We start from the raw sequence: 24,681 nt of genomic DNA, 5'->3' as shown, positions 1-24,681 counted from the left end.
TAAAGTCAAAATAATAATTTATAATCAATGTGAATATATAATTTATAATCAATAAGGAGTTACTAAAAAATGACTACTTTGTCAACTGTAATAATCATAATTCATTCTGTAATTTGTTTAGCTTTAATTCTTCTGATTCTTCTTCATGCTGGAAAGGGTGGAGGAATGTCAGCTACATTTGGTGAGATTTTAGGCCCAGTTACTAGCTCAAGTATTGTCGAAAAGAATTTAAATAGGATAACAGTTGCCACATCAATAATATTCGCCATTACCACAATACTATTGAATGTAATATTAAGATAAAAAAATATTATTATTCAAAATAATATTATTCAATATTATACTCAGATAAAAATTAGATAATATAAGAGGAATTGTTGTTTTAAATTTTAAGAAATATTTAAGCAATTTTAATTGTGAAGTATATTCTAATTGTAAAAAAAAGTAATAAATTTATGAATTTATTAAAAAAAAATATATTTACCGCATCAATAATTTTTCTAATAATATTTCTCTCTATCTCAATTATAGGATGTCCTTACTTAAAACAATCATTAGTTGAAGAAACTAAAATTGAGGAAATGACAGCAAGTGAAGAAGAAATGGAAGTAGAAGAAACAACTCCTGTACTGGAAGAGGGACCAGTAACTCTCATGCTTAATGTGGGTAAAGAGCCTGAAACTGCAGATCCTGCATTTGTAACAGATACCACTTCATTACAATTAGTCGAGAGTATTTTTCTGGGTCTAACAGGTTTGGATGAGGATAGTAATGTAATTACTGAATTAGCTACTGAATGGGAGCTATCTAATGATGGTTTTACATGGACCTTTAGTATAAGGGATGATATTACATGGGTTAGATATAATTGTTCAACAAATCAGGTAGAGCAAGTTTTGGATGAATATGGAAATCCAATTCCAGTTACAGCTAATGATGTTGTATATGGAGTAAGAAGAACTCTAAACCCAGTAACTGGTTCAGATTATGCTTATGTTTTGTATGCATTAAAAAATGGAGAAGCAGTTAATACTACTGAAGAGGAAATAATACCTGAACTTTTAGAAACCATTGGTGTTGAAGCAGTTGATGATTATACTGTGAAATTCACTTTGGAGCATAAAGCTCCTTACTTCCCAGGAATTGTAAGTATGTCAATTTGTAAACCATTACCTCAAGAAGTTATTGAATATCGCAAAGAGAAATGGATTGAGCCATGTTATATATATTCAAATGGTCCTTATGTAATGACTGAATGGGTTCATGGTAACCATTATACATTAGTAAAAAATCCATATTATCCTGATGCAGATAAAGTACAGATTGAAAAGATAATCGCATATATGGTTGAGGACGAATATTCAGCATTTGACATGTATAAGAATAATCAGTTGGACATCTGCAATGTTCCTATTTCAGAAATAAATAAAATAAAATCAGATAAAGTTCTAAAGGAGGAATTAACTATTATCCCAGTACCTGATACTTATTACTATGGATTTACTAATAACAAACCTCCATTTGATAATCATTTAATCAGAAAGGCATTTTCAGCAGCAATTGACAGACAAACTCTTATAGATACAGTATTAGACGGTAAACATATACCAGCAAACTCTTTTGCTCCTACAGGTATTTTTGGCAATGTTGCTGGCGATCCAGATGTGGGAATAACATATGATCCAGAAAAAGCAAAAGCATATTTAGCTGAAGCTGGATATCTAGATGGTGAAGGTTTCCCTGAGGTAATCCTAATGCACAATGAAAGTGAGCATCATAAAAAAATAGCTGAAGCGATAGTAGTTATGTGGAAGGAAGTATTAAATGTTGATGTTAAAATAGAAACTCAGGAATTGATGGAATATCTTAAAACTCTACAGAAGGATACTCCCTTAGAAGATATGCCACATATTTGGAGACTATTTTGGTTTGCTGATTATCCTGATCAAAATAACTGGGTACATGAAATATTTAACAATGAAGCTGGAACTAATAGGTTAAGAAGAGGATGTTCAGATCCAATTTGCACTGAGGTAAAAGAGTTAGAATTTGACAAATTAACCAGGGAAGCTAGTATAGAACAAGATCCTAAGAAAAGAAAAGAACTTTATAAACAGGCAGAATATCAGCTAAATAATGTTGAGACTGCAATTGTACCAATTTACTTTGACACGATAGTAACTTTAACTAAACCTTGGGTAAATCGTACCATTAAGACTGTAGGCCAACAAGATTTTTATCTATGGAATATTGATTTGGATACAAAGAGAAAAATCATAGAGGAATGATTGATTGCTTTAAAATAAAAATATTCAAAAGAGTTATGAATAATTTAAGAAGATTTTTTATAATATTTATGCCTATACTTTTAATCACTTATAGTTTTTCTTCTATTGGATGCAACCAAATAGAGAGAATAAGAAAAAAAATTTATTTGGAAGAAAAAAAAATTACAGAAATTCCTTTGGAATCAACAAAAATATCTGAAGAATTAAAGCTTGAGTCTGAGCAAATTCTAAATTTATGTTTTAATGAAGAACCAATAACAATTGATCCAAATTTAGCTAATAGCAGAGCTTCTATTAATATAATTAATCAAATTTTTGTTGGTCTTACAAAGCTTGAGCCAGATTTGTCTGTTTCACCCTGTATTGCTGAAAATTGGGAAATTTCAGATGATGGAACTATTATTACATTTACAATAAGAGAGGATGCTTATTGGACTAATGGTGATCATATTACAGCACATGATTTTGTTTATTCATGGAAAAGAACGCTTTCCACAGAAATTAACTCTCCCTATGCTTACCTATTTTTTGATATAGAAGGTGCTAAAGAATTTCGTAAAGGTGAATTAGATTCAGCTGCTCTTGGCATCGAGGCTAAAGGTGATAATGTATTAGAAGTTAAATTGAGAGGTCCTGTTAATTATTTTACTTATATAACCTCTACCTGGATAACAAAGCCAGTTCCTGAATCTGTAGTTGAAAAATATAAGGAAAATTGGACAAATATTAAGAATTTAGTAACAAATGGTCCTTTTATTTTAAAAAATTGGGAACCTGATGAAAAGATTGTTTTGAAAGCAAATCCTAATTATTTTGAAGGTTCACCAAAACTTAACACTATCAATATATTTTTAAGCAAGGATAAATATACAGAATTATCTGTTTATGAGGAGGGGAAGATAGATGGAACTTGGGGATGGCAATCTGGAATTCCATCCGATAAGTTGGAGGAAATTATTTCTACCCCTTTAATTAAAAGTCAGTTATTAACTGAACCAAGACTTTCAACTTATTACTTAGGTTTTAATACTAAGCATGAACCAGGTAATAATCCACTAATTAGAAAAGCAATAGCATTAGCTATAAATAAGAATGAATTGAAAAATAATATATTTTGGAAAAATCAGACAGTAGCAAATCAATTTATCCCACCTCAAGTTTTAGGACATGATGAAACAATAGGAATTGATTTTGATGTTGAGAAAGCAAAAAAAATTCTTGTTGAAGCTCTTCAACCAGCTGATGAAAGCTCAAATAATAAAGGGATTAGACCTTTAAAATTTGTTTATGAGGAGTCAGAGGAGAATGAGATATTAGTTAAATCTATAAAGAGTATGTTATCTAAAAATTTAAATTTAGAAGTTGATTTAATTGAAATGGATTCTGAAACATATTTTGATACAATCCATGACATATATGGAAGTACTATAGTTATTGATATGTATCTAATGGAAAAGATACCTGATTATCCTCATGTAAGTAATTGGTTATTTACAGAATTGCATAGTAGATCACCTAACAATTATACTGGGTGGAAAAATGATGAATTTGATGAATTGGTAACAAATGCTGTGATATTTAGTGATTTGGACAAACAGGTCGAATTATATAAAAAAGCTTCAAAAATTGCTTTTGGTGATAAAAGTGATGAAGATAAGTATCCAGGTGAGTTCCCAATAATTCCATTATATTATGGCTCAAGAAATATTTTAATTAGACCATGGGTGAAAGGTTATCAATCCAATCCTTTTACAGGTCCATATTTTTACACAGTCTGGATTGAAAAATAAATCAATACAAAATTATTTTGATATAATTAATTTGTGTCGGAGTGGCGGAATTGGTAGACGCTCAAGGTTGAGGACCTTGTGAGTGAGTAGCTCGTGGGGGTTCAAGTCCCCCCTCCGACACCACTTTTATAATGAAACTTTTTAATAAACATTAAAAAAATTTTTGTTAAATATTCGATAGAAAAATTATTTAATAAATAAATTTTCTATTAAATATAGAAAGGATAACTTAGAATAAATATGTATGAAGATTATAAAAATGAGGTTATTTTCTGGGCTCAAAAAGCTGAGAAATTAGGTTTGGTTGTCCCAACAACTGGTAATTTTAGTTTAAGGGATAGAGAAACAGGATATATTTTTGTTACTCCTCATGGAGTACTCAGGGAATTTTTAAATCTACAGGATATTGTAGTTTTAGATATAAATGGAAATAAGATTGAGGGTAAAAATAAACCATCATATGAGACTCCCATTCATTTAAAAATTTATAAAAATAGGGAGGATATCTTTGGAATTGCTCATACGCATTCTCCATATGCTGCATGCTTTGCTGTACTTAAAAAGAGTATTCCTCTTATACATATTGAGACATTCTTTTCAGTAGGAGGAGATATTCCAGTTGTTGATTTTGCACTTCCTGGTTCAGAAGAATTGGCAAAAAAATCACTTAAAAAACTTTCTAATAGATCAGCAGTTCTTTTAGAAAGTCATGGAGTTTTAACAATAGGCTCTTCATTATCGAATGCAGTTTTAATTGCGATATTAGTAGAAGAATCAGCAAAAATTTATCATAAAGCTCTTCAGGTAGGTGAACCTAAAATTCTATCAGATAAGCAAGTAAGAGCTTTAGAAAAGATATTAAAGGAAAGCTCTTCTGAATGACAACCAGGAGCTTGCTCGGAACAGGCTGTGCAATCTCATTTAAATTTATTATTTTTAACATTTTGTAATTGTGACAAAAGATAATACAATATATTGATTCTTTAAATTTTACTGATATAATTAATAAATTAATTAATAAAATAAAATAAATTATATATAATTTATTTTATCGATAATTAATTAAAATAGGAGGAGTTATGGATCCTGAAAGAGATAAAGCTTTTGTTGAAGAAGCATTTAAAATAATTGAAAAAGGCAAAGAAAAAGGGATAATTTTTAGATTATTGGGTTCAATTGCAGTAAAAAATCATAGTCCAAAATATAGGTATCTATATGATGAAATGAAGAGACCACTTACAGATATAGACTTAATGACATATGGAAAATTTAGAGAAGGAATGAAAAAATTTTTTAAGGATTTAGGTTATGAACCAATAAGCCCGATATTTTTTGCATTGTATGGTAAAAAAAGACAAATCTACTGGAGTGATGAGAAAAAATGGCAAGTAGATATCTTTTTTGATGAGTTAGATATGTGTCACAAGGTTGATTTTAGAAACAGATTGGAATTAGATGACCCTACTATCACTTTAACTGATATATTATTAGAAAAGATGCAGATAGTAGAGATAAATCCAAAGGATATCAAAGATACTAGTATAATGTTACTTGAGCACGATGTTGGGGATAAGGAAGAAGAAACAATAAACATGAACTATATATCTAAGCTTCTGGCAAAAGATTGGGGATATTATTATACAGTGACAACTAACCTTAAAAAAGTTAAAAATTTTCTGGGTGAATTCGAATCTTTGACGGATGAAAATAGCAAAATAGTTACAGATAGAATTGATAAAATACTTGAAAGAATAGAAGATGAACCTAAAAGCTTGAAATGGAAAATAAGGTCTAAGGTTGGTACAAAGAAAAAATGGTATAAAGAAGTTGAGGAAGTAGGGAGGGGTTAAAAATGGCAAGAACTAAATTTATGTTTGCAACAGACTTACATGGTTCAGAAACTGTTTGGAGAAAGTTTCTGAATACAGCAAAGATTTATGACCTGGATGCTTTAATACTTAGTGGAGATATGACTGGTAAAATAATGGTACCAATAATGAAAAGGGATCATGGGAAATATACCTCACATCTTTTAGGAAGAGAGTATGTTTTATCAGAAGAGGAATTACCTGAATACGAAAAAAAAGTAAGAATGACTTCTTATCTTCCATATAGAACTACAAGTGAAGAAAGTATCAGGATAGGGAACGATGAAGAATACAGGGAAAATCTATTTGAGAAATTAGAATGTGATATTGTTGAACACTGGCTTACATTAGTATCAGATAGAGTACCTGATAAGTGCAAAGTTATTATAAGTCCTGGAAATGATGATAAGTTTGCTATTGATGAAGTAATCAAGAAAGATCCAAGAATAACATTTGGTGAGGAAGAAGTTGTTGATTTAGATGGGGAACATGAGGTTCTATGTTTTGGCTGGACAAATCCCACCCCATTTGATTCTCCAAGAGAATGCTCAGAGGAAGAGATGGAGGAGAAATTGGAGAAAGTAGTAGCTAAAGTTAAGAATATAAAGACTGCTGTATTTTGCATCCACTGCCCACCATATGATTCTTATCTTGATTATGCACCAATGGTAGATAAAGATTTAAATATAATAATTGTAGGTGGTAAACCTCGCGAGATACCAGTAGGAAGTCATACTGTTAGAAAAATTATTAAAAAATACCAACCATTAGTAGGACTTCATGGACACATTCATGAAAGCCCAGGATATATAAAAATTGGTAAAACTGTATGTTTCAATCCAGGGAGTGAATATGGAGAGGGTATATTTAAAGGTTATCTAGTAGAAATTGAAGGTGGTAAAATACTTAGACTTCAGAGAGTAGAAGGTTAATTTAGTTTGAAATTAATTTTGAAACTTCACTTCTAAAATCTTTTGGATTAAGTCTTAAATCAGAGACTGAGATTTCAATATAATCATCTTTATAGATATCATTTATATATAATCTTAAAGAAGTTTTTCCTAAACCACTATAATACAAAGAGATAAATTTAAAATCTTTCCATTTTGAGGATATTTTTTCCTTACCAATTTCTAAAATAAAACTTTCTTTGTCATAACTAAAGGTGGGATGATATTTAAGTCTATAATACAAATAGGACACAATAGCAGCTAAAATTAGCTCTATTGTTAAAATCCACCACTCTACAATTATAATCTTTGTGAATAAGAAATTTGTAATAATTCGTAATGTCACTATAAGAATAAAAAAGATAGAGAATGATTTTCCTAAATCTCCAAAATTTATTTTTGATATTTTCTTCATTAGAATTTCGAAATAGTTTTATTTCTTTATAAGAAGTTTTTAATTTTTTTTGTACAATATGTTTAAAAGGATATATTATAAATAATCGCTAAAATTTTAAAATAGTTTTAATTTTTCTTCCTATAACTGAATTATTAGTTAAAATATTTTTAGTATTTAAGTCTACTAAAGCAATACCAATATTAGAAAGGTCATTTTTTTCAACCCACTTTATTATTCTTTGATTAAATTCACCCTCTTTTGGGATGATAAGCCAGGACCATTTTACATTGTTCTTCTTCATCATTTTGGATATTTCTCTAAGTAATATTTCTAGTTTCTCTTTTTTAATATATGAATTTATTTCTGAAGGATATACAAAACATGACACCAAATAGTTTGGCATGGCCAAGTAAGCAAATAATCTCGAGAGTAAAAATCCTTTACTTCTTGTTTGCCCTCTAACAACTAATGGAAAAACAAAATTATCAAGTGGATAGTTTATAAATGATTCATTGAACTCAGCAATCCACTTCCCCCTTCCTTTAATCAATTGATTTTCTATTTTATCTATAAAGTCTCTCAAATCAATTACTCTTTTCATATATTTTCCATTTTTTTTGTAGTTCCTTCGCTTCATTTAGATCTTGTCCTGAGTATAACGAGAGAAAACTGTTTAACACGACCTTACTTTATATATTAAATATGTTATTTTATTCCTATTTATCTATTTATTATAATATGTAAACTACCCTCAGCTAACGCAGAGGGCTTCCTGTGAGTATCTATCTTCTATTAATAATGCCTTTCATCCCCCAGTTATCGCAAAGGGACTTCTTGGCTATGGAGTTAAATGATAATCAGCTCCTACTTAGAGCAGGAGCTGATATATCAATCTATGGCAATACTACATTAACAAAATCCAGAAATTTTAGTCTGGAGGAATTTCTGTAAATATTGTGGTTAGATCAACACCTGTTGCCTTGGCTTTATTACTGTAGTAAAGATAAATTCCCAAGCCCAAAAGAATTAGGAAAATAGAGAATAAGAATGGCATTGCAGAAGCCAGATTCTTAATTCCAAAAAGGTTCCATCCATGAGGATCAGTAGCGAATATCCAGAACGCAATAAGATTTCCTATTATTGCCAGTCCTGCAATTATTTGTGTAACTGTTTTACTTGCTCTGAATGGTGACCTCTCAAATATATCGGGCTTTCTTATGGGGAACATGAATGCTGCAATGCACACAACTAAGAAGAATATTGTATCCCATAAGTCAGTTGCTGCAATAGCTCCACCTGGATTTATAATACTGTGAATGAATTTGCCTAAATACAACCCCTTTTCTCCAAAAAAGTCAGCCTCAGCAGCACAACCAAACAAAGAAACAAGTGAAACAAAGATTATAGCGTTTACTGGTGAATGCCATTTCTCATTAACTTTTGCTAATTTATCAGGTAGAACTCTATCAAAAGCCATAGCAAATATCATTCTTGAAGAAGTCAAGATAAATGGTGGAATATCATTAGCAACCCATAAAGCAGCAAATAATACCAATAGGAACATGAATGCTCTTGGAAGTCCAAATCCAGAAGCTGAAATTGCAGCAACAACTGGCATCCATCCGCCAATTTTTTCTAATCCAGCAGCTGCAAAATCTCCTCCTCCAAAATTAAGAAATCCAATAGCTGACATCAATGAGAAATCTCCAACCTTTCCAGCCATCATTGCAGCTCTTGCCATAAGAGTTGAAATGGTCATGTATATACCAATGATTACTAATCCAGATGTGAACATAGCTCTTGGTAGAGCTTTGTGTGCTTCCTTTACTTCACCAGCTATAAATGAGGCAGCGGCATAACCAATATAAGCCCAATAAGCCGCTAACATTGCACTTCCAACCGCTTTCCAATAAGTATTTCCTGCTGCTACATCTGCCATTCCCTGGTCAATAGCTGCTTGTGTATACTCAGCTGCACTTGAACCAAATAGATTTTGAACACCTGCCTCCATAGTTTGAGGATTTGCTACAATAAATAGTATATACACAATTACCAGTACTGCTGCTGGGATCCAGAATAACCATTGAAGCAATTTTCCTGTCATCTTTATTCCATAGAATGCAATACCACTAAAGATTATAAGTATTACTACACCTGATAGAAACAAACCAACAGGGCTAGTAAGCCAACCTGGAAGTGAAATACCAGCGAGTCCACCAAAGATCCAGACTGCTTCCATTACTGCAACAGCTATTAATCCATAAGAAACAGCAACAGCAAAGAACTGAAGCCATGTGGCTACAAATCCTAAAGCAGGATTTAGAATTCTGGAAATGAATATGTATCCACCACCTGATCTTGGCATAGCAGCTGATAACATTGAAAAACAGTACAATGATACCAAAATAATTAATCCAGCAAGAGCAAAAGCCATTACAACTGGATGAATTCCAAAAAGAAATTTACTCTCACCGACTGGAGTCCAACCTGTTGCTTGAAATACTCTTTTCTGCCATCCAAGTCCAACAACATTAGCAATAGCTATAATAACTGCAGTTCCAACTCCTATTTCTCGTACCAATCCTGTAGCTTTTCTAGTAAATAACTTTTTTTCTTCTTGCATAAAAATAACCTCCTAACATTAATAAAATATTTATACAAGAGGTGATTTGAAAGATTACTCTTTCAAATAAAGAGTTAATTCTCTATAGATCCTCCTTTCTTTAGTAGATTATTAATTATTTTATTATTGAGTATTATATTGATTTTGATAATCTTACTTTAGTAGATTCCTGCTCAATATTTGAGTTCATATTTTAGTTTTTGACGAATATGTATTTGAATTTGTTGCTTAATACGAGATTTTTGTTTTTAAATTAATAAAGAACAATTTAAATTATAGTTCAACATGAATTTTATCTTAGTTTAATTAATATTATACACAAATAATAAAGAATAATAAAAAAATATTTCTGTAATACAAGTAAATTTTTAATAATTATTTTATCTGTTTTTTGTTTTTATTTTTAAAATATTTTTCTGTTATATATAAGCTTATTTGGAATTTTATAAGATTTTTATTTTAAGGTCAATATTAAACTAAATTATTTTATTATTTTTAATTAATAAAAATTGCTTTTTTTTAAATATTTAATAATAATTATATTTAAATAAAATTAATAATTATGTAAAAATATCTTTAAATAACTTAATCATTTTAATATGCAAGGAGGTATGAAAATGGCAGTAAAAAAATTTATTACACTTGAAGGCTCCTCTTTTAGAAGTTGGAGTGACGCTGCGAGAAATGCAATTACAGATGCATCACATACAATCAGGGGTATTGACAGAGTAGATGTGATAAATTCCTGGGCAAAGGTTGAAGAGGGAAAAATTATTGAATATAGAGTAAAAGTTCAAATATCTTTTGATGTTAAGCGGGAAGTTACCGAATAATAGTTACAAAAAGTTTTTGAAAAAACTCCAAAAAGAACTAACTGTTTCTTTTAACATTCAGCTTTTTAAAATTAAATTTTTAAAGTTAGATATTTTATTTATATGATATAAGTAATTGATTAACTGAAATTTATTTTAAATTAGATTTTTGAAAATTATGAATTAGTTCAATAAACAATTCAAGATGGGAGGTGAAATTTTTTAGATTTATAATTATTAAAATTATAATAATTAATTAGAAAGGCAGGTTAAATAATGATCATAGGTGTTCCTAAAGAAATTAAAGATAATGAATATAGAGTAGCGTTGACACCAGCTGGTGCGACTGAGTTAATTAAAACAGGGCACAAAGTAATTATTCAAAAGAATGCTGGTGTGGGAAGCGGTATTAGTGATGATGAATATAAAGAAGTAGGAGCTGAAATATTAGATACTGCTAATGAGGTTTTTGACAAAGCGGATATGATAATGAAGATAAAAGAACCTCTTCCTCAGGAGTTTGAATTGATTAAAGAAAACCAAATAGTTTTTACATATTTTCATTTTGCTTCAGGTGAAGAACTTACTAAAGCTATGATTGATAGAAAAGCCATTTGTATTGCTTATGAAACCGTAGAAACTGATGATGGAGAAACTCCACTCTTAACACCTATGAGTGAGGTATCAGGAAGAATGGCACCATTTATAGGAGCTTTTTATTTAAGTAGAGCACAAGGTGGAAGAGGAATTCTAACTACTGGTGTACCTGGAGTTGAACCTGCACATATAGTTATATTAGGTGGTGGTACAGTAGGTTGTAATGCAGCAAAAGTTGCTGCTGGTTTAGGTGCAAAAGTTACTATTTTAACCAGAAGTGCAAGAAAATTACGTTATTTAGAAGATACAATGCCAGAAAACGTTTCAACGCTAAAATCAAATTCTTTTAATATTGCAGAAGCTGTAAAAGGAGCTGATATTTTGATTACAGGTGTTTATATTATTGGTGCAGAAGCTCCAAAACTGGTAACAAGGGAAATGGTAAAATCTATGAAACCAGGCTCTGTTATAGTATGTGTGGATATCGACCAGGGTGGAAGTGTCGAAACTGCAAGACCAACCTCACATTCTGATCCAATCTATGTTGAGGAGGGAGTTGTTCATTATTGTGTTACAAATATGCCAGGTGCTTTCTCAAGAACTTCAACATTTGCATTAACAAATGAAACTTTATCATATGCACTACAGATTGCAAACAAAGGATGGCAGAAAGCATTAAAAGAAGATCATGTATTGAAAAAAGGATTAAATGTTTGTAAAGGAAAGATTACATACAAACCAGTAGCTGATGCGCATGGACTTGCCTATACACCAATAGATGAAGTTTTAGAATAAATCTGGGATTTTAAATAATCTAATGTACAATAAAATAATATGTATTGTTAAAAAGTTTATTTCTAAAAAGAATTATATTGTGATAAACTATTATTGATAATAATATATTAGTGAATTAATATGAAAAGAGAAAACGAAAACAAACCAGAATTTAATACAGAACTCTTTAGGAAATTAATTGAACAATTGTTTAAAATTGATGAAACATTGAAATTTGATTTAGATAAGTATAATTTAATATCTGAAAGCAAATGGAATCCAAGTGGGGTTATGATAGTTCATATCAAGAAAGTATTACAAGATAAAGATAAAATGAAAGACTTTGATTTTGATTCAATATTTACTGATGAAGAAAAGAGAAGAATTGAGAAAATAATCTCTTTTTACGAAGATAGAGAAGAAAAATAATATTTTTTACTTCAGAAAAAGTTAATTAACTATTTATTAAAATCGATCAATTATACATTTAAATTAGAAGGAAATACTTTTAAATATACTTTTAGAATGAGCGGATCTTCCGCTCTTTTATTTTTTCATTAAAAAATTTTATTAGTTGGTTTGTATAAATTTTAAGTAATTATTAAGATAATATAAAGTTGTTTTTACATTTTAGATTCGTTTAATATAAAATATTATCATTTTCAGAAATATTTAATAGAAAGGGTGATTTTTTTGAAGTTAACAGTAAGAAAGATTGTAATGGCAGGAATTTTAGGAGCAATAGCAATATTACTTGGATGGCCCATATTTGGTTCATTACCCATTGGCTTCATTCCTGTACCAAATATTTCTGGTCACGCTACAATTATGCACATACCCGCTATATTAGGTGGTGTACTTGAAGGTCCAATTGTCGGAATATTGGTTGGCGGAATCTTTGGGTTTGCTAGTTTTTATATGGCGACAACAATTTCTCCAAATCCTTATTTTAGTGATCTATTCGTAGCTATTTTACCAAGATTATTTATTGGATTAGTGGCATATTTAATTTATTCAACTACAAAGAAAATAAATAAAAGTTTGGCATTAGTGTTAGCAGGTATAATGGGTTCACTTACCAATACCTTTTTTGTACTTGGCATGATTCATTTAACTGGAAAAGGTAATTTCTGGGTTTTTCTAATTTTAGTATTACCACAAGCTATAATAGAAGCGATTGTTGCAGCTATTATAACACTTATTATAGGAAATGCAATTGATGTCTATAGAGGTTCACGAGGAGTTAAAGCAAAAACTTCTGAATAATAAATAATATTATCATTCCAATGAGAGGGAAATATAATAATATTTTTTATGTTATCTATTTTTTAATAATATGATAAAAATCAACAATCTTCATTTTACCTATCATAAGGAATCTGAGAATCCTAAAAAAGCATTAACAGCAGTATCACTTTCCATAAAGGAAGGTGAGCTTGTTAGCATAATAGGACAAAATGGTTCTGGAAAAACAACTTTGGCTAAACATCTAAATACTATTTTAATACCCACAAAGGGTTCAGTATTAATTGATGGGATCGATACTCGAAATAAGGAAAATTTATGGGATATTAGAAAAAGGGTGGGAATGGTTTTTCAGAATCCAGAAAATCAAATAATCTGCTCAACAGTTAGAAGTGATATATCTTTTGGACCAGAAAATTTAGGTATTGATAGAGTGGAGATAGAAAAAAGAGTAGATGAGGCTATTGAACTTATGGGTTTAAGCAAGTATCAAGATTATCCTCCTCATATGCTTTCTATAGGTCTAAAGCAAAAAGTTACAATTGCAGGAGTATTGGCAATGGGAACTAAGTATATTATTTTTGATGAGCCCACTTCAATGCTTGATCCATTAGGAAAAAAGGAAGTTTTCGAGGTGATACTAAATCTTAGAAAAAAAAGAGAAGTCACAATAATATACATAACCCATTTGATGGAAGAAGTATTGAAATCTGATAGAGCAATTGTTATGTCTGAAGGAAAAATAGTATTGGATGATTCACCAAAAAAGATTTTTTCTAAATTAAAAATATTAAGAAGCCTTTCTTTAGATGTTCCTATAATCCCTGATATCTCTTCCAGATTAAATAAAAGAGGGATTTCTATTCCATCACAAATAATAACTACTCAGGAGCTTGTAAATTGTCTAAAGCAATTATAAAGGTTGAGAATCTATTTCATTCATATATGCAAGGAACTCCTTTTGAAAAAGAAGTTCTCCATGGTTTAAGCTTTGAGGTATATCATGGTGAAAAGTTAGCCATTGTTGGCCCAACACAATCGGGAAAATCTACATTACTTCAGTATTTTAATGCAATATTTATTCCCAAAAAAGGTAGAGTGATAGTAGATGAACGGGACACAAAAGATAGTAGATTGAATTTAAAAGAATTGAGAAGGAAAGTAGCCATGTTATTTCAACATCCTGATAGCCAACTTTTTAAAGAGACTGTTTCAGATGACATCGCATTTGGCTTAAAAAATATGAATTTTCCTGAGAAAGTGATAGAGATAACTATTAAAAAAGCATTAGCAACTGTTGGCTTAGACCCGAATGAATTTTTTTATAGATATATTTTCAGTTTAAGTGGGGGAGAGAAGAAGAAAGTAGCAATTGCTGGAATTTTAGCTCTTGATCCAGAAATTTTAATATTAGATGACCCTACAGCTGGTTTGGATCCTAAAGGGAGAGTGGATTTTCTAAATTCCATTAAATTTTTACATGACAGATTAGGATTAACTACAATTTTTGTTTCCAGTAATATGAATGATGTTGTAGAACTTGCAGATAGAGTAATGGTTCTTGTTGATGGGAAAATTGAAATGATTGATATACCAGAAAATATTTTTATAAAAAGAGAGAAGTTATTAAGTTACGGTTTAACCCTACCTTCAGTAGTTGAGGTAGTGGATGAATTAATTAAATCAGGAATCAATGTAGATGAAAAGATAATTAATATTAATCAGCTTGAAGAATCACTATTTGAGATATTTAAAAATAAAAATAGCGAGAAAGAAATTGATTAATAATCAAAATAAATAATTTTTTATATTGGAGTATAAAAATTGGAGTTGCATAAAAACACAATTTTTGGATTTTATAGAGAAGGTGATTCCTTAATCCATAAAATTGATCCTAGAATAAAAGTAATATTATTAATTATGATCATAGTTTTTATATCATTTATAAAAACTTTCTCAGGTATATTTTTTATAAGTTTATTTTTGCTTCTTATTATAAAATTATCTAATAGCTCATTTTTTTACATTTTAAAGGGATTAAAACCAGTTCTTCCAATAATAATTTTAATCTGGATTTTTCAAGTTATTTTTTATATAGGTGAGCCAGGTAAAATGCTTTTTCAATGGAATTTTATAAAGATTTCTGTTTTAGGTATTAAGGTTTCTTGTTTTATGATGCTTAAAGCGATATTAATATATTTTATTTCATCTATCTTTTTCCTTACTACAGAGATAGTAAGCTTTACTGATGCAATTGAAAGGTTAATTCTTCCCTTACAAAAAATAAAGTTTGCATCTCATGAAATTATTATGGTTGGAGTAATAGCTTTTAGGTTCGTTCCAACGTTAGTAGAGGAACTAGAAAGGTTAATGAAAGCTCAAATAGCAAGAGGAGCTGATTTAGATAAAGGTAATTTTATAGTTAGAGCAATAAAACTGTCAGGTTTATTAATTCCATTATTTATAAGTGCTTATGGAAGAGCAGAAGACTTAGTTTTAGCAATGGAGTCAAGATGTTATAGAGGAGGAAAAGGTAGAACAAGAAGAATTGCAAAAAAATTAAAAATTCTCGATTTTACTTCTTTTATTTTTACGGTATTATTTTTTTCTCTAACATTTTTAACAATCAGATATTTTAGGCTCCCGTAACTTTTTTAATATTATTTATATAGATATTGAGCTAATAAATTATTATTGTGAGAAGATAGATTTAAATTATCATTGTAAGTAATTTTTAAAATGTCATTGCGAGGGACAAAGTCCCGAAGCAATCTCATTAAATATATTAAAGAATTTAATGGAATTTGAATTTTTAAAAATAAAATTTTTAGATTTTTTTATAATTAGATACTCTAAATTGTTAAAGCTTAGAAATTTTCTTAAATCTTTATCAAGATATTTATCACTAAAAAGAGCTTTACAATATGTTAGGAGAGGAGGAAAAATGCTATCTAAAATCAAAGTGGGGCATTATACAGATAAAAATGCAATTACGGGTTGTACTGTAGTCTTACTTCCAGAAGCTGGTGCAGTTTGCGGAGTAGATGTAAGAGGAGGAGCTCCTGGAACCAGGGAAACTGATCTTTTAAAACCAACATGTATGGTTGAAAAAATAAATGCTATTTGCATCTCTGGAGGGAGTGCTTTTGGTCTCTCTACTGCTGATGGGGTTATGAAATATTTAGAAGAGAAGAATATTGGGTTTGAAACACCCTATGGAAAAGTTCCCATTGTTCCAACTGCTATATTATTTGATCTAAACATAGGTAATAAAAAAGTTCGTCCTGGAAAAAAAGAAGGTTATTTTGCCTGTCAAAATGCATCATCATCAGGATTTGAAGTTGGAAGTGTTGGTGCTGGTACTGGTGCCACTGTAGGAAAAATTTTAGGAAATTCATTTATGATGAAATCCGGAGTTGGAAAGGCTATACTTAATTTATCAGGTGGTATCGAAATCTTTGCAATAGCTGTTGTAAATTCTTTTGGGGATATAATAAGAGAAAATGGTTCAATATTAGCAGGTGCTTATCATCCAGAAAAAGGCTTTTTAAATAGTAAGTCTATTGTATTAGAGGGAGAAGAAATAGTATCAAAATTTGGCGAAAACACAACTATTGTTGTAATAACTACAAATGTTTCTCTTGACAAAGCATCTGCAACAAAAGTTGCACAGATGGCACATGATGGTTTTGCAAGAGCAATTTCGCCTGTCCATACTGAATATGACGGAGATACAACCTTTGTATTGTCTGTTGGCAAAAAGAAAGCTCCTACAGTTGTTATAGGAACAGCAGCAGCAGAAGTTACAGCAAGAGCTATTAGAAATGCTGTTAAGGAAGCAAAAAGCTTAGGGGGAGTAAAAGACATACACCAAATTCTAAAAAAATAACAAAAATATTTTTTATTAAGATTTTTCATTTTGCTTCGCTTCATTCAGAACGACACAATAGAAATTAGTTTAGAATGATAGTTATATTAGTTGAATTGTCTTATAAATTAGTGCTAAAATATTTTGGAATATATGTGGGCGTTTAGCTCAGGGGGAGAGCACTTCCTTGACACGGAAGGGGTCAGAGGTTCAAATCTTCTAACGCCCACCATTTTTATGAGTGAAACTTTTAAATAATACTATTAATGAGATAGATTTAAATTTTGTAACTACGATTTGATTAACAATTGAAATTGATTAAAATATAGGAAATTAATTTCTCTTACTAAAGACAAAAATAGCAAATTTAGTATTAAAATGTTAAAATAATTTTAATATATGAAAAAAATTGATATTTTTGAAGGCGGCATCGCCAAGTGGTAAGGCAGAGGTCTGCAAAACCTCCATCCCCAGTTCGAATCTGGGTGCCGCCTCCATTTTTGCTCAAAATATTCTTTATTTTCTTAACAATGCTATTGTTATTCTTTTAAAATAAAAATTACATAAGTTTAAATTCTAAATTCAATATCTATCATAAATCAGGAGTTTAAATTGGCTAAATTAATTTTGGACAAAAATATGGTGAAAAAAGCTAGGGATTATGCAAACAGAATAGCTTCTAAAGTTCAGAATTTTATTGATAAAAATACTACAACTACAATTGAAAGAGCAACAATTAGACTTTTAGGTGTTGATGGAGTTAATAAAGATGATGTTCCATTACTAAATGTAGTGGTAGATAGTTTTATAAACGAGCTTGGCTCTGGAATATTATATCCCTTTGTTAATGCTATGTGTTTTTATGATGTGAATGCTCAAATATTATCTGAGATGATTTCACAAAAAGAAATTGATTTAGAAAAAGTATCAAAGCTTGAGAAGGAAAAGGTAATTCCTGAAATTAACAAAGTAGTGAAAAATTCATGTTTGTTAATCAAAAAGAAAAGAGATGAGCGAACTGAACTCATTAAAAAATTAGGAGATCCTAAAAAACCCTGGTTGTATGTCATTGTAGCCACTGGAAATATATATGAGGATGTAGTACAGGCAAAAGCAGCAGTTAGAGAGGGAGCAGATGTTATAGCAGTAATTCGCTCCACAGCTCAGAGCTTATTAGATTATGTTCCATATGGTATAACAACAACTGGCTACGGTGGAACATATGCAACTCAAGCAAACTTTAAGGTAATGAGAGAAGCTCTTGATGAAGTAGCTGATGAGGTAGGAAGGTATATAAGACAGGTAAATTATTGTTCAGGGTTGGCTATGCCAGAGATTGCAGTGATGGGAGCATTTGAGAGATTAGACATGATGCTAAACGATAGTCTATACGGAATCATTTTTAGAGGGATAAATACAAAAAGAACATTTATAGACCAATATTTTTCAAGAATGATAAATGCAGCTGCAGGTGTGATTATTAATACAGGTGAAGACAACTATTTGACAACAGCCAATGCTTATAAAGCTGCTCATACTGTAATTGCATCACAATTAATAAATGAACAATTTGCTATTTTCTCCGGATTGAAAGCTGAACAGATAGGATTAGGTCATGCATTTCAGATAAATCCACATTTAGAGGATTCTCTTATTTATGAAATAGCTCATGCGCAACTTGTAAGAGACTTGTTTCCAGATTATCCAATAAAATATATGCCACCAACAGTTTATAAAACAGGTGATATATTCTTCTCAAATCTTTTAGATGGAATGTTCAATTTTACAGGTATTTTAACTAATCAGGAAATTCAGTTATTAGGTATGTCTACTGAAGCTATTCATACACCATTTTTACAGGATAGATTTATTAGTATAAAAAATGCAAAATACATTTTTAACTGTGCTAAAAATCTTGGAGAACAAATAAGTTTTAATAAAGATAGCAAGATTGTTAAAAGAGCAAATCAGGTATTGAAAAATGCAGTTAATCTTCTTGAAGAGATTGATGATATTGGACTTTTTAAAGCAATAGAAAAGGGTATTTTTGCAGATATAAAAAGGGATACAAATTCCGGGAGAGGATTAGATGGCGTTATAAAAAAGAAAGAAGACTACTTTAATCCTTTCTTCAAAGAGCTTAAAAATGTTTAATTAGCTATTAAATCTGGGGGTAATCTGTTATGGAGATAAGGCCATATGGTGATAGTTTGAATGATGGAATGGTCCAAATTAGTTTTACGCTTCCGATAAAGAATGATGATAGAGCTACAGCTATAGCTACTCAATATTGTGAGAAAATGGGGATAATAAAACCAAAAATTGTTAAGCAGGAAAGTCTTGATCCCGATTTTACTTTTTTTGTTATATATGGAAGTTGCAAACATAAGATAGAAATAGACCAAATAAAGATTAAAGCTAAAGAACACAAAATATTAAGTCATGAAGAGATGGAGAAAATTGTTAAAAATGAAATAGGAAGAAAGATAACTATAGTAGGAGCTGCAATTGAATCTGATGCTCATACAGTTGGATTAGACGCTATTTTAAGTGCAAAAGGTTTTGCAGGAGACCATGGTCTGGAAAGTTATAATTTCTTCAATGCAATCAATTTAGGCTCCCAGGTTCCATCAGAGGAGCTTATAAAGAAAGCATTGAGCATAAAAGCAGATGTAGTTGGGATTTCTCAGATTATCACTCAAAAAAATATTCATATATATAATTTATCAAAACTTCTGGAATTACTTGAAGAAGAGGGTGTAAGGGACAGGATTATCTTAATTTGTGGTGGTCCAAGAATTTCTAATGCTCTTGCAAAAGAATTAGGATATGATTCTGGATTTGGTTCTGGCACAACCCCAACAATGGTTGCCAGTTATATAGTTAATGAATTTCTAAATAGAAAGAAGAAAAAAAGAAAATTTCTATCTGATTTGTAATGCATATAAAAGGATTATTAAGGATGAAATTAATAGAAAAATTTCAAAATTTTATAATAGATTTAGACGGAGTTATATATATTCAAGATGAACCTATCCATAAAGCCAAGGAATTTATTAATGAGTTAAAAAAAAGAGATAAAGATTTTATTTTTTTAACTAATAACTCTGGAAGAAATAGCAAAGGTTATAGGAAGAAATTAAAGTCTATGAATATAATAGTGGATGATGACAAAATAATAACATCATCAACAGCTACAGCAAAATACCTTTATGAAAACTACAATATCGAAGGTAAAAAAGCATATGTTATTGGAGCCAGAGCTTTAAAGGATGAGATTAGAAAAATAGGGTTGAATTTAATCGATGGTAAGGATGCACATTTAGCTGATTTTGTTATTGTAGGAAAAGACCCAAACTTTAATTATGAAATGATGAAAATTGCCAATTTTGCCGTTAGAAATGGCGCAATTTTTATTGCTACAAATTATGATGCTACATTTCCAACCCCAGAAGGAGAAATTCCAGGAGCAGGAGCAATAGTTTCATCTATTGAAACCGCATCTGAAGTAAAAGCAAAAGTTATTGGAAAACCAAATATTTATATTATGGAAATTGCTATTTCCAAATTTAATAGTAATAAAGAACGAACATTAATTATTGGAGATAGATTAGAAACAGATATTTTAGCAGGTAAAATAGCAGGTATTTCTACTGCATTAGTACTTACAGGAGTAGTTAGCAGGGAAGAAGTAAGTAAATCAGAAATAAAACCTGATTGGATTTTAGATGGAATCTGGTCCTTCCTTAAAGAATAAATCAGATTGTCAATCTAAGTGGAGTGGAAGAGTCTAATTAATCAAATAAGCGCAAGAGACTATCCCTTTTTCTTAAAAAACAATTTGTAGCAATATCATATTTTTTTCTTACATCATTTGTAACTTCAATAAATTTTTCTATTTTATATGCATACCCCTTTGTTGGTTTTAAATTTTGAATTTTTGTTGCAAAGAATTCATTTATATTTTTAATGAATCTCTCACGAATGTATTTTGAAAAAACAGAAGATAAAGCAATGGGGAAGTGGGTTTTGTCGCCTTCCTTTATGAATGATATTCTTATTTCTAAATTATTTAATATTCTATCTAAACTATTTAATAGATTACTTGATAATTTACTATCTTTTAATATTCTATAATTTGATATATTTTTGTCTTGTTCCAAAATTTTTATTTTGAAATTTCCAAGCAATCCACTTTTAAGATAATTAATATAATATTTTTTTGATCCAAGCTTATCAGCAATTACAAAAATTGAATTTAAATTATTCTTTTGCTCATTCTTTTTAAAATTTATAGTTTCTTTTTTATATTTTTTTTCTAACTTTACTGTCTCTTCTTTATCTTTAACTGAAATATTTTCTATCAAAATCATTTTTAAAGCATTTTCTATTAATCTCTCAAATTGTAAGTAATTTAAAAAAAGTTTCCCCTTTTTAGTAATTGATTCATTACATAAATGTGGACATAAAACTATACTTTTTATATCTATTAAATCAATTCCTGAACTTTTTATAACTTTTTTTAGTTTTGGGAATAAATCATTAATATAGGGTTTTGGATTTAAATTTTTAGAATTTAAAGGATCTTCAGAAAAAAAATTGTTATTACCCCAACACATTCTATATGCGTATTTGCTAAAAGTTTTGCATCTTTTTTGAAATAAATCTAAGTTATCTAAGAATATATTTTGTAGGAATTCTTGAAAATTAAGTGGCACAGGATATAAGAGACAGTAAGAACACAAAGCAGTAATTTCACCTATTAAATAGTTTTTTGGATGATTTTTAAATATATCTTTACTATCTGAAACTATTACTTTTTCTGGAAACTCTTTTGTTTTTTTTGAGACTATTTCAGAAAGAGTCTCCCAAAATTTCTCTGAATGGTATTTTTCACTAAGTTTAAAAAGTGAAGATGTTACAACAAGTGGACCAATATCTGGTCCATATCCTGCCTCATCTATACCTAAAACATAATAATTATTTTCCAATTTAGTTTCACAATATTTTTTAATCTAGTTAATTAGTATTTTTTTAGTAATAATTTAATACATTATAATATAAAAAAATCTGAGTATATTATAATAGATTGTTAATTAAAATTTTCATCTTCTCTTGGTGAATTATTAATTTTAAAATTTCCTTTCCTTCCTCTTAATGGGGAGAAGGTAAAACTTACTCTTAGTGAAGCTAAGGTTAGGTTGAAAAAATAAAGAACAATAAACAAAGTGTTAATTTAACTTGTTTATAATTCAACTAATTTGGTATTATTTATAATTAAAATATATAAATTAAATTAAAGTTTAAGGAAGATAAATTATGAGAACAGGAAATAAACAAGATAGAAGAGATAATAATGAGTTAATAGAAATAAAAATTTCTCCAGACAATGTTAAAAAATTTCATAAGAATGTGAGTGCAATTGAGGTTTTAAAGTCATTTGATATAGCAAATCTTGAGGAGGTTGTAGCTATAAGGATAAATGATAAATTATTGGATTTATCTCACATAATAACAGAAAATGCAGTCTTAGAACCAGTTACATATAAAGATGAGGATGGATTAAACATTTTAAGACATACTACAGCTCATGTTATGGCGAATGCAGTATATGAACTTTTTCCTGGAGTTAAAATAGCTATAGGTCCAACAATAAAAAATGGTTTCTACTATGATTTTGATCCCCAAAAACCTTTTATACCTGAAGATTTAGAAAAAATTGAAAAAAGAATGAGGGAGATTGTAAAAAAAGATATCTCAATAATAAGAAAACAAGTCAACAAGGAGGAAGCAAAAAATATTTTTTCCGGTGAAACTTATAAACAGCATTTAATAAATGATATTGAGGAAGATATTGTTAGTTTATATGAACAGGGTGATTTTATAGACCTCTGTAGGGGACCACATCTACCATCAACAGGAAAGGTTAAAATTTTTAAACTATTAAGTATAGCTGGAGCATATTGGAGAGGTAACGAAAGAAATCCTATGCTTCAGAGAATATACGGAACTGCATTTACTACTCGAGAAGAACTGGAAGAATATTTGCAAAAATTTAGAGAAGCAGCAAAGAGAGATCACAGAAAATTGGGTAGGGAACTTGATTTATATAGTTTTCATAAAGAGGGACCCGGTTTTCCATTTTTTCATCCTAAAGGAATGATTGTAATAAACAGTATTTTAGATTTTTTGAAAGAAGAACTTTTAAAAAGGGGATATGAGCAAGTAGGAACTCCAATACTTTTAGATAAAAATCTTTGGCAGATGTCAGGTCACTGGGATCATTACAAAGAACTTATGTATTTTTTAGAGAAAAGTGGTAGAGAATTTGCTGTAAAACCAATGAATTGTCCAGGGGGTGTATTAATTTACAGAACTAAACCCCGTTCATACAAAGATATGCCTTTAAAATGGGCTGAGTTGGGGATAGTTCATAGATATGAATTGTCAGGAGTTCTTCATGGTCTATTTAGAGTAAGAGGTTTTACTCAGGATGATGCTCACATTTTTTGTTTACCTTCTCAAATTGAACAGCAATTAATAGAGACAATAGATTTTGTAATTTATATTTACGATAAATTTGGATTTAAGGAATATAAAATAGAGCTTTCAACTCGCCCAGATGATTATATGGGTTCTTTGGATATATGGGAAAGAGCAGAGGCTGCATTAAAAGATGCATTAGACCATAAAGATGTTGAATATACAATAAATACTGGTGAAGGTGCATTCTATGGTCCAAAGATAGATTTTCACATATTTGATAATTTAGGAAGAACCTGGCAGTGTGCAACTATACAATTGGATTTCGCTATGCCTGAAGCTTTTGATCTACATTATACTGGAGAGGATAACGCAAAACATCGCCCAGTTATGATTCATCGAACTATATTAGGAAGTATTGAAAGATTTTTAGGTATATTAGTTGAACACTATGAGGGAGCTTTTCCAACCTGGCTTGCACCTGTTCAAGTTATATTAATTCCAATTACTGATGAACATAAAAACTTTTCTTTAAAAGTAATGGATTATTTACAAAAAACAGGTGTAAGAGTGGATTTAGACGACAGGATGGAAACTGTTAGTAAAAAAATTAGAGATGCACAGGTTATGAAAATTCCATATATGTTGGTTATTGGAGATAAAGAGGTTAGCACAAATTGTGTAGCGGTAAGATGCAGATCAGAATTAGATCTGGGACCAATTCCAGTTGAGAAATTTTTAGAAGAAATTGACTTAGAACTAAAAAACAGATCTACAAAAAGTAAAGTATGTCATAAAGATGATTAAATAAGTAGTAACAACAATTAATTTTTTTTAGTAGACAAAAATAAAAAATATATGTATAATACCTACAATTTTATATTTGTTAAGCAGGAGCTAAAAATCTTCTCACCAAACAATGCATAATTGTTATTAGTTTGGTAGTTAAGTTAAAGGGCGGCTTCTGCCGCCATTTTTAATATTAA

General features: G+C 29.9%; 22 protein-coding genes and 3 tRNA genes. 21 read left to right on the top strand and 4 right to left on the bottom strand.

Features of this window, described 5'->3' with window-relative positions:
• Positions 1-69 precede the first annotated feature (69 nt).
• The 7 genes from secG to KKC53_04405 all read left to right on the top strand — a co-directional run bounded on the left by secG (position 70) and on the right by KKC53_04405 (position 6,878).
• Positions 70-303, top strand: coding sequence for a preprotein translocase subunit SecG (gene secG / locus KKC53_04435; protein ID MBU2598409.1), 234 nt, complete (start codon positions 70-72; stop codon positions 301-303).
• A 152-nt stretch (positions 304-455) separates the two neighbouring features.
• Positions 456-2,288, top strand: a complete 1,833-nt coding sequence (locus tag KKC53_04430; protein MBU2598408.1) for a peptide ABC transporter substrate-binding protein — start codon at positions 456-458, stop codon at positions 2,286-2,288.
• Positions 2,289-2,434: 146 nt separating this feature from the next.
• On the top strand, positions 2,435-4,078 hold the full coding sequence (locus KKC53_04425; protein ID MBU2598407.1) for a peptide ABC transporter substrate-binding protein: 1,644 nt from the start codon (positions 2,435-2,437) through the stop codon (positions 4,076-4,078).
• A 35-nt stretch (positions 4,079-4,113) separates the two neighbouring features.
• Positions 4,114-4,201 (top strand) — tRNA-Leu (locus KKC53_04420).
• Between the two features lie 117 nt (positions 4,202-4,318).
• Positions 4,319-4,960, top strand: coding sequence for a class II aldolase/adducin family protein (locus tag KKC53_04415; GenBank protein ID MBU2598406.1), 642 nt, complete (start codon positions 4,319-4,321; stop codon positions 4,958-4,960).
• 197 nt (positions 4,961-5,157) lie between these two features.
• A complete protein-coding gene (locus KKC53_04410) occupies positions 5,158-5,928 on the top strand; it encodes a hypothetical protein (protein MBU2598405.1) in 771 nt (256 codons plus the stop codon).
• Between the two features lie 2 nt (positions 5,929-5,930).
• Positions 5,931-6,878: a metallophosphoesterase gene (locus KKC53_04405; GenBank protein ID MBU2598404.1), complete on the top strand. Its 948-nt coding sequence runs from the start codon at positions 5,931-5,933 to the stop codon at positions 6,876-6,878.
• 1 nt (position 6,879) lies between these two features.
• On the opposite strand, the gene KKC53_04400 is transcribed toward KKC53_04405, so the two are convergent.
• The 3 genes from KKC53_04400 to KKC53_04390 all read right to left on the bottom strand — a co-directional run bounded on the left by KKC53_04400 (position 6,880) and on the right by KKC53_04390 (position 9,916).
• On the bottom strand, positions 6,880-7,311 hold the full coding sequence (locus KKC53_04400) for a hypothetical protein (GenBank protein MBU2598403.1): 432 nt from the start codon (positions 7,309-7,311) through the stop codon (positions 6,880-6,882).
• An 88-nt stretch (positions 7,312-7,399) separates the two neighbouring features.
• Entirely contained in the window at positions 7,400-7,894 is a 495-nt protein-coding gene (locus KKC53_04395; GenBank protein MBU2598402.1) for a hypothetical protein, read from the bottom strand.
• Between the two features lie 327 nt (positions 7,895-8,221).
• On the bottom strand, positions 8,222-9,916 hold the full coding sequence (locus KKC53_04390) for an APC family permease (protein ID MBU2598401.1): 1,695 nt from the start codon (positions 9,914-9,916) through the stop codon (positions 8,222-8,224).
• Positions 9,917-10,533: 617 nt separating this feature from the next.
• Here KKC53_04390 and KKC53_04385 point away from each other — a divergent pair.
• The 13 genes from KKC53_04385 to KKC53_04325 all read left to right on the top strand — a co-directional run bounded on the left by KKC53_04385 (position 10,534) and on the right by KKC53_04325 (position 20,969).
• Positions 10,534-10,749: a dodecin family protein gene (locus KKC53_04385; GenBank protein MBU2598400.1), complete on the top strand. Its 216-nt coding sequence runs from the start codon at positions 10,534-10,536 to the stop codon at positions 10,747-10,749.
• Positions 10,750-11,004: 255 nt separating this feature from the next.
• Positions 11,005-12,120, top strand: a complete 1,116-nt coding sequence (ald, locus tag KKC53_04380; GenBank protein ID MBU2598399.1) for an alanine dehydrogenase — start codon at positions 11,005-11,007, stop codon at positions 12,118-12,120.
• A gap of 120 nt (positions 12,121-12,240) precedes the next feature.
• The gene (locus KKC53_04375; GenBank protein MBU2598398.1) at positions 12,241-12,528 is read left to right on the top strand and encodes a hypothetical protein; all 288 of its coding nucleotides are present in this window, start codon (positions 12,241-12,243) and stop codon (positions 12,526-12,528) included.
• Positions 12,529-12,819: 291 nt separating this feature from the next.
• Positions 12,820-13,365, top strand: coding sequence for an ECF transporter S component (locus KKC53_04370; protein MBU2598397.1), 546 nt, complete (start codon positions 12,820-12,822; stop codon positions 13,363-13,365).
• Positions 13,366-13,435: 70 nt separating this feature from the next.
• Positions 13,436-14,263, top strand: a complete 828-nt coding sequence (locus tag KKC53_04365) for an energy-coupling factor transporter ATPase (protein MBU2598396.1) — start codon at positions 13,436-13,438, stop codon at positions 14,261-14,263.
• Positions 14,245-15,129, top strand: a complete 885-nt coding sequence (locus KKC53_04360) for an ATP-binding cassette domain-containing protein (GenBank protein MBU2598395.1) — start codon at positions 14,245-14,247, stop codon at positions 15,127-15,129. The genes KKC53_04365 and KKC53_04360 overlap by 19 nt, the downstream gene beginning before the upstream one ends.
• 39 nt (positions 15,130-15,168) lie before the next feature.
• Entirely contained in the window at positions 15,169-15,993 is an 825-nt protein-coding gene (locus KKC53_04355) for an energy-coupling factor transporter transmembrane protein EcfT (protein ID MBU2598394.1), read from the top strand.
• A gap of 295 nt (positions 15,994-16,288) precedes the next feature.
• The gene (locus KKC53_04350) at positions 16,289-17,233 is read left to right on the top strand and encodes a P1 family peptidase (GenBank protein MBU2598393.1); all 945 of its coding nucleotides are present in this window, start codon (positions 16,289-16,291) and stop codon (positions 17,231-17,233) included.
• Positions 17,234-17,369: 136 nt separating this feature from the next.
• Positions 17,370-17,444: transfer RNA gene (locus tag KKC53_04345), tRNA-Val, on the top strand.
• Positions 17,445-17,635: 191 nt separating this feature from the next.
• Positions 17,636-17,709, top strand: a tRNA-Cys gene (locus tag KKC53_04340).
• Between the two features lie 142 nt (positions 17,710-17,851).
• Positions 17,852-19,366, top strand: coding sequence for a lysine 5,6-aminomutase subunit alpha (locus KKC53_04335; GenBank protein ID MBU2598392.1), 1,515 nt, complete (start codon positions 17,852-17,854; stop codon positions 19,364-19,366).
• 29 nt (positions 19,367-19,395) lie between these two features.
• A complete protein-coding gene (locus KKC53_04330; protein MBU2598391.1) occupies positions 19,396-20,151 on the top strand; it encodes a cobalamin-dependent protein in 756 nt (251 codons plus the stop codon).
• A gap of 23 nt (positions 20,152-20,174) precedes the next feature.
• The gene (locus KKC53_04325) at positions 20,175-20,969 is read left to right on the top strand and encodes an HAD-IIA family hydrolase (protein ID MBU2598390.1); all 795 of its coding nucleotides are present in this window, start codon (positions 20,175-20,177) and stop codon (positions 20,967-20,969) included.
• Between the two features lie 37 nt (positions 20,970-21,006).
• Here KKC53_04325 and KKC53_04320 read toward each other — a convergent pair whose 3' ends face one another.
• Positions 21,007-22,203 (bottom strand): hypothetical protein, encoded by a 1,197-nt coding sequence (locus KKC53_04320; GenBank protein ID MBU2598389.1) that lies wholly within the window; start codon positions 22,201-22,203, stop codon positions 21,007-21,009.
• 328 nt (positions 22,204-22,531) lie between these two features.
• Between KKC53_04320 and thrS the strand changes: the two genes are divergently transcribed.
• Positions 22,532-24,502 carry a threonine--tRNA ligase gene (gene thrS / locus KKC53_04315; protein MBU2598388.1) on the top strand — a complete coding sequence of 657 codons (1,971 nt, stop codon included), beginning with the start codon at positions 22,532-22,534 and terminating at the stop codon, positions 24,500-24,502.
• The last annotated feature ends 179 nt before the right edge of the window (positions 24,503-24,681 follow it).

It is taken from the genome of Actinomycetota bacterium, from assembly GCA_018830725.1.
Taxonomy (GTDB): Bacteria; Actinomycetota; Humimicrobiia; order JAHJRV01; family JAHJRV01; genus JAHJRV01.
Note: the sequence above shows the minus strand (reverse complement) of the source record. Positions and strands in the feature narration are given on the sequence as shown.

Excerpts from the sequence above, each read along its gene's own strand:
- secG (MBU2598409.1), top strand. The coding sequence starts at position 70 with ATGACTACTTTGTCAACTGTAATAATCATAATTCATTCTGTAATTTGT.
- KKC53_04430 (MBU2598408.1), top strand. The coding sequence starts at position 456 with ATGAATTTATTAAAAAAAAATATATTTACCGCATCAATAATTTTTCTA.
- KKC53_04415 (MBU2598406.1), top strand. The coding sequence starts at position 4,319 with ATGTATGAAGATTATAAAAATGAGGTTATTTTCTGGGCTCAAAAAGCT.
- KKC53_04410 (MBU2598405.1), top strand. The coding sequence starts at position 5,158 with ATGGATCCTGAAAGAGATAAAGCTTTTGTTGAAGAAGCATTTAAAATA.
- KKC53_04405 (MBU2598404.1), top strand. The coding sequence starts at position 5,931 with ATGGCAAGAACTAAATTTATGTTTGCAACAGACTTACATGGTTCAGAA.
- KKC53_04400 (MBU2598403.1), bottom strand. The coding sequence starts at position 7,311 with ATGAAGAAAATATCAAAAATAAATTTTGGAGATTTAGGAAAATCATTC.
- KKC53_04395 (MBU2598402.1), bottom strand. The coding sequence starts at position 7,894 with ATGAAAAGAGTAATTGATTTGAGAGACTTTATAGATAAAATAGAAAAT.
- KKC53_04390 (MBU2598401.1), bottom strand. The coding sequence starts at position 9,916 with ATGCAAGAAGAAAAAAAGTTATTTACTAGAAAAGCTACAGGATTGGTA.
- KKC53_04385 (MBU2598400.1), top strand. The coding sequence starts at position 10,534 with ATGGCAGTAAAAAAATTTATTACACTTGAAGGCTCCTCTTTTAGAAGT.
- ald (MBU2598399.1), top strand. The coding sequence starts at position 11,005 with ATGATCATAGGTGTTCCTAAAGAAATTAAAGATAATGAATATAGAGTA.
- KKC53_04375 (MBU2598398.1), top strand. The coding sequence starts at position 12,241 with ATGAAAAGAGAAAACGAAAACAAACCAGAATTTAATACAGAACTCTTT.
- KKC53_04370 (MBU2598397.1), top strand. The coding sequence starts at position 12,820 with ATGGCAGGAATTTTAGGAGCAATAGCAATATTACTTGGATGGCCCATA.
- KKC53_04365 (MBU2598396.1), top strand. The coding sequence starts at position 13,436 with ATGATAAAAATCAACAATCTTCATTTTACCTATCATAAGGAATCTGAG.
- KKC53_04350 (MBU2598393.1), top strand. The coding sequence starts at position 16,289 with ATGCTATCTAAAATCAAAGTGGGGCATTATACAGATAAAAATGCAATT.
- KKC53_04335 (MBU2598392.1), top strand. The coding sequence starts at position 17,852 with ATGGTGAAAAAAGCTAGGGATTATGCAAACAGAATAGCTTCTAAAGTT.
- KKC53_04330 (MBU2598391.1), top strand. The coding sequence starts at position 19,396 with ATGGAGATAAGGCCATATGGTGATAGTTTGAATGATGGAATGGTCCAA.
- KKC53_04325 (MBU2598390.1), top strand. The coding sequence starts at position 20,175 with ATGAAATTAATAGAAAAATTTCAAAATTTTATAATAGATTTAGACGGA.
- thrS (MBU2598388.1), top strand. The coding sequence starts at position 22,532 with ATGAGAACAGGAAATAAACAAGATAGAAGAGATAATAATGAGTTAATA.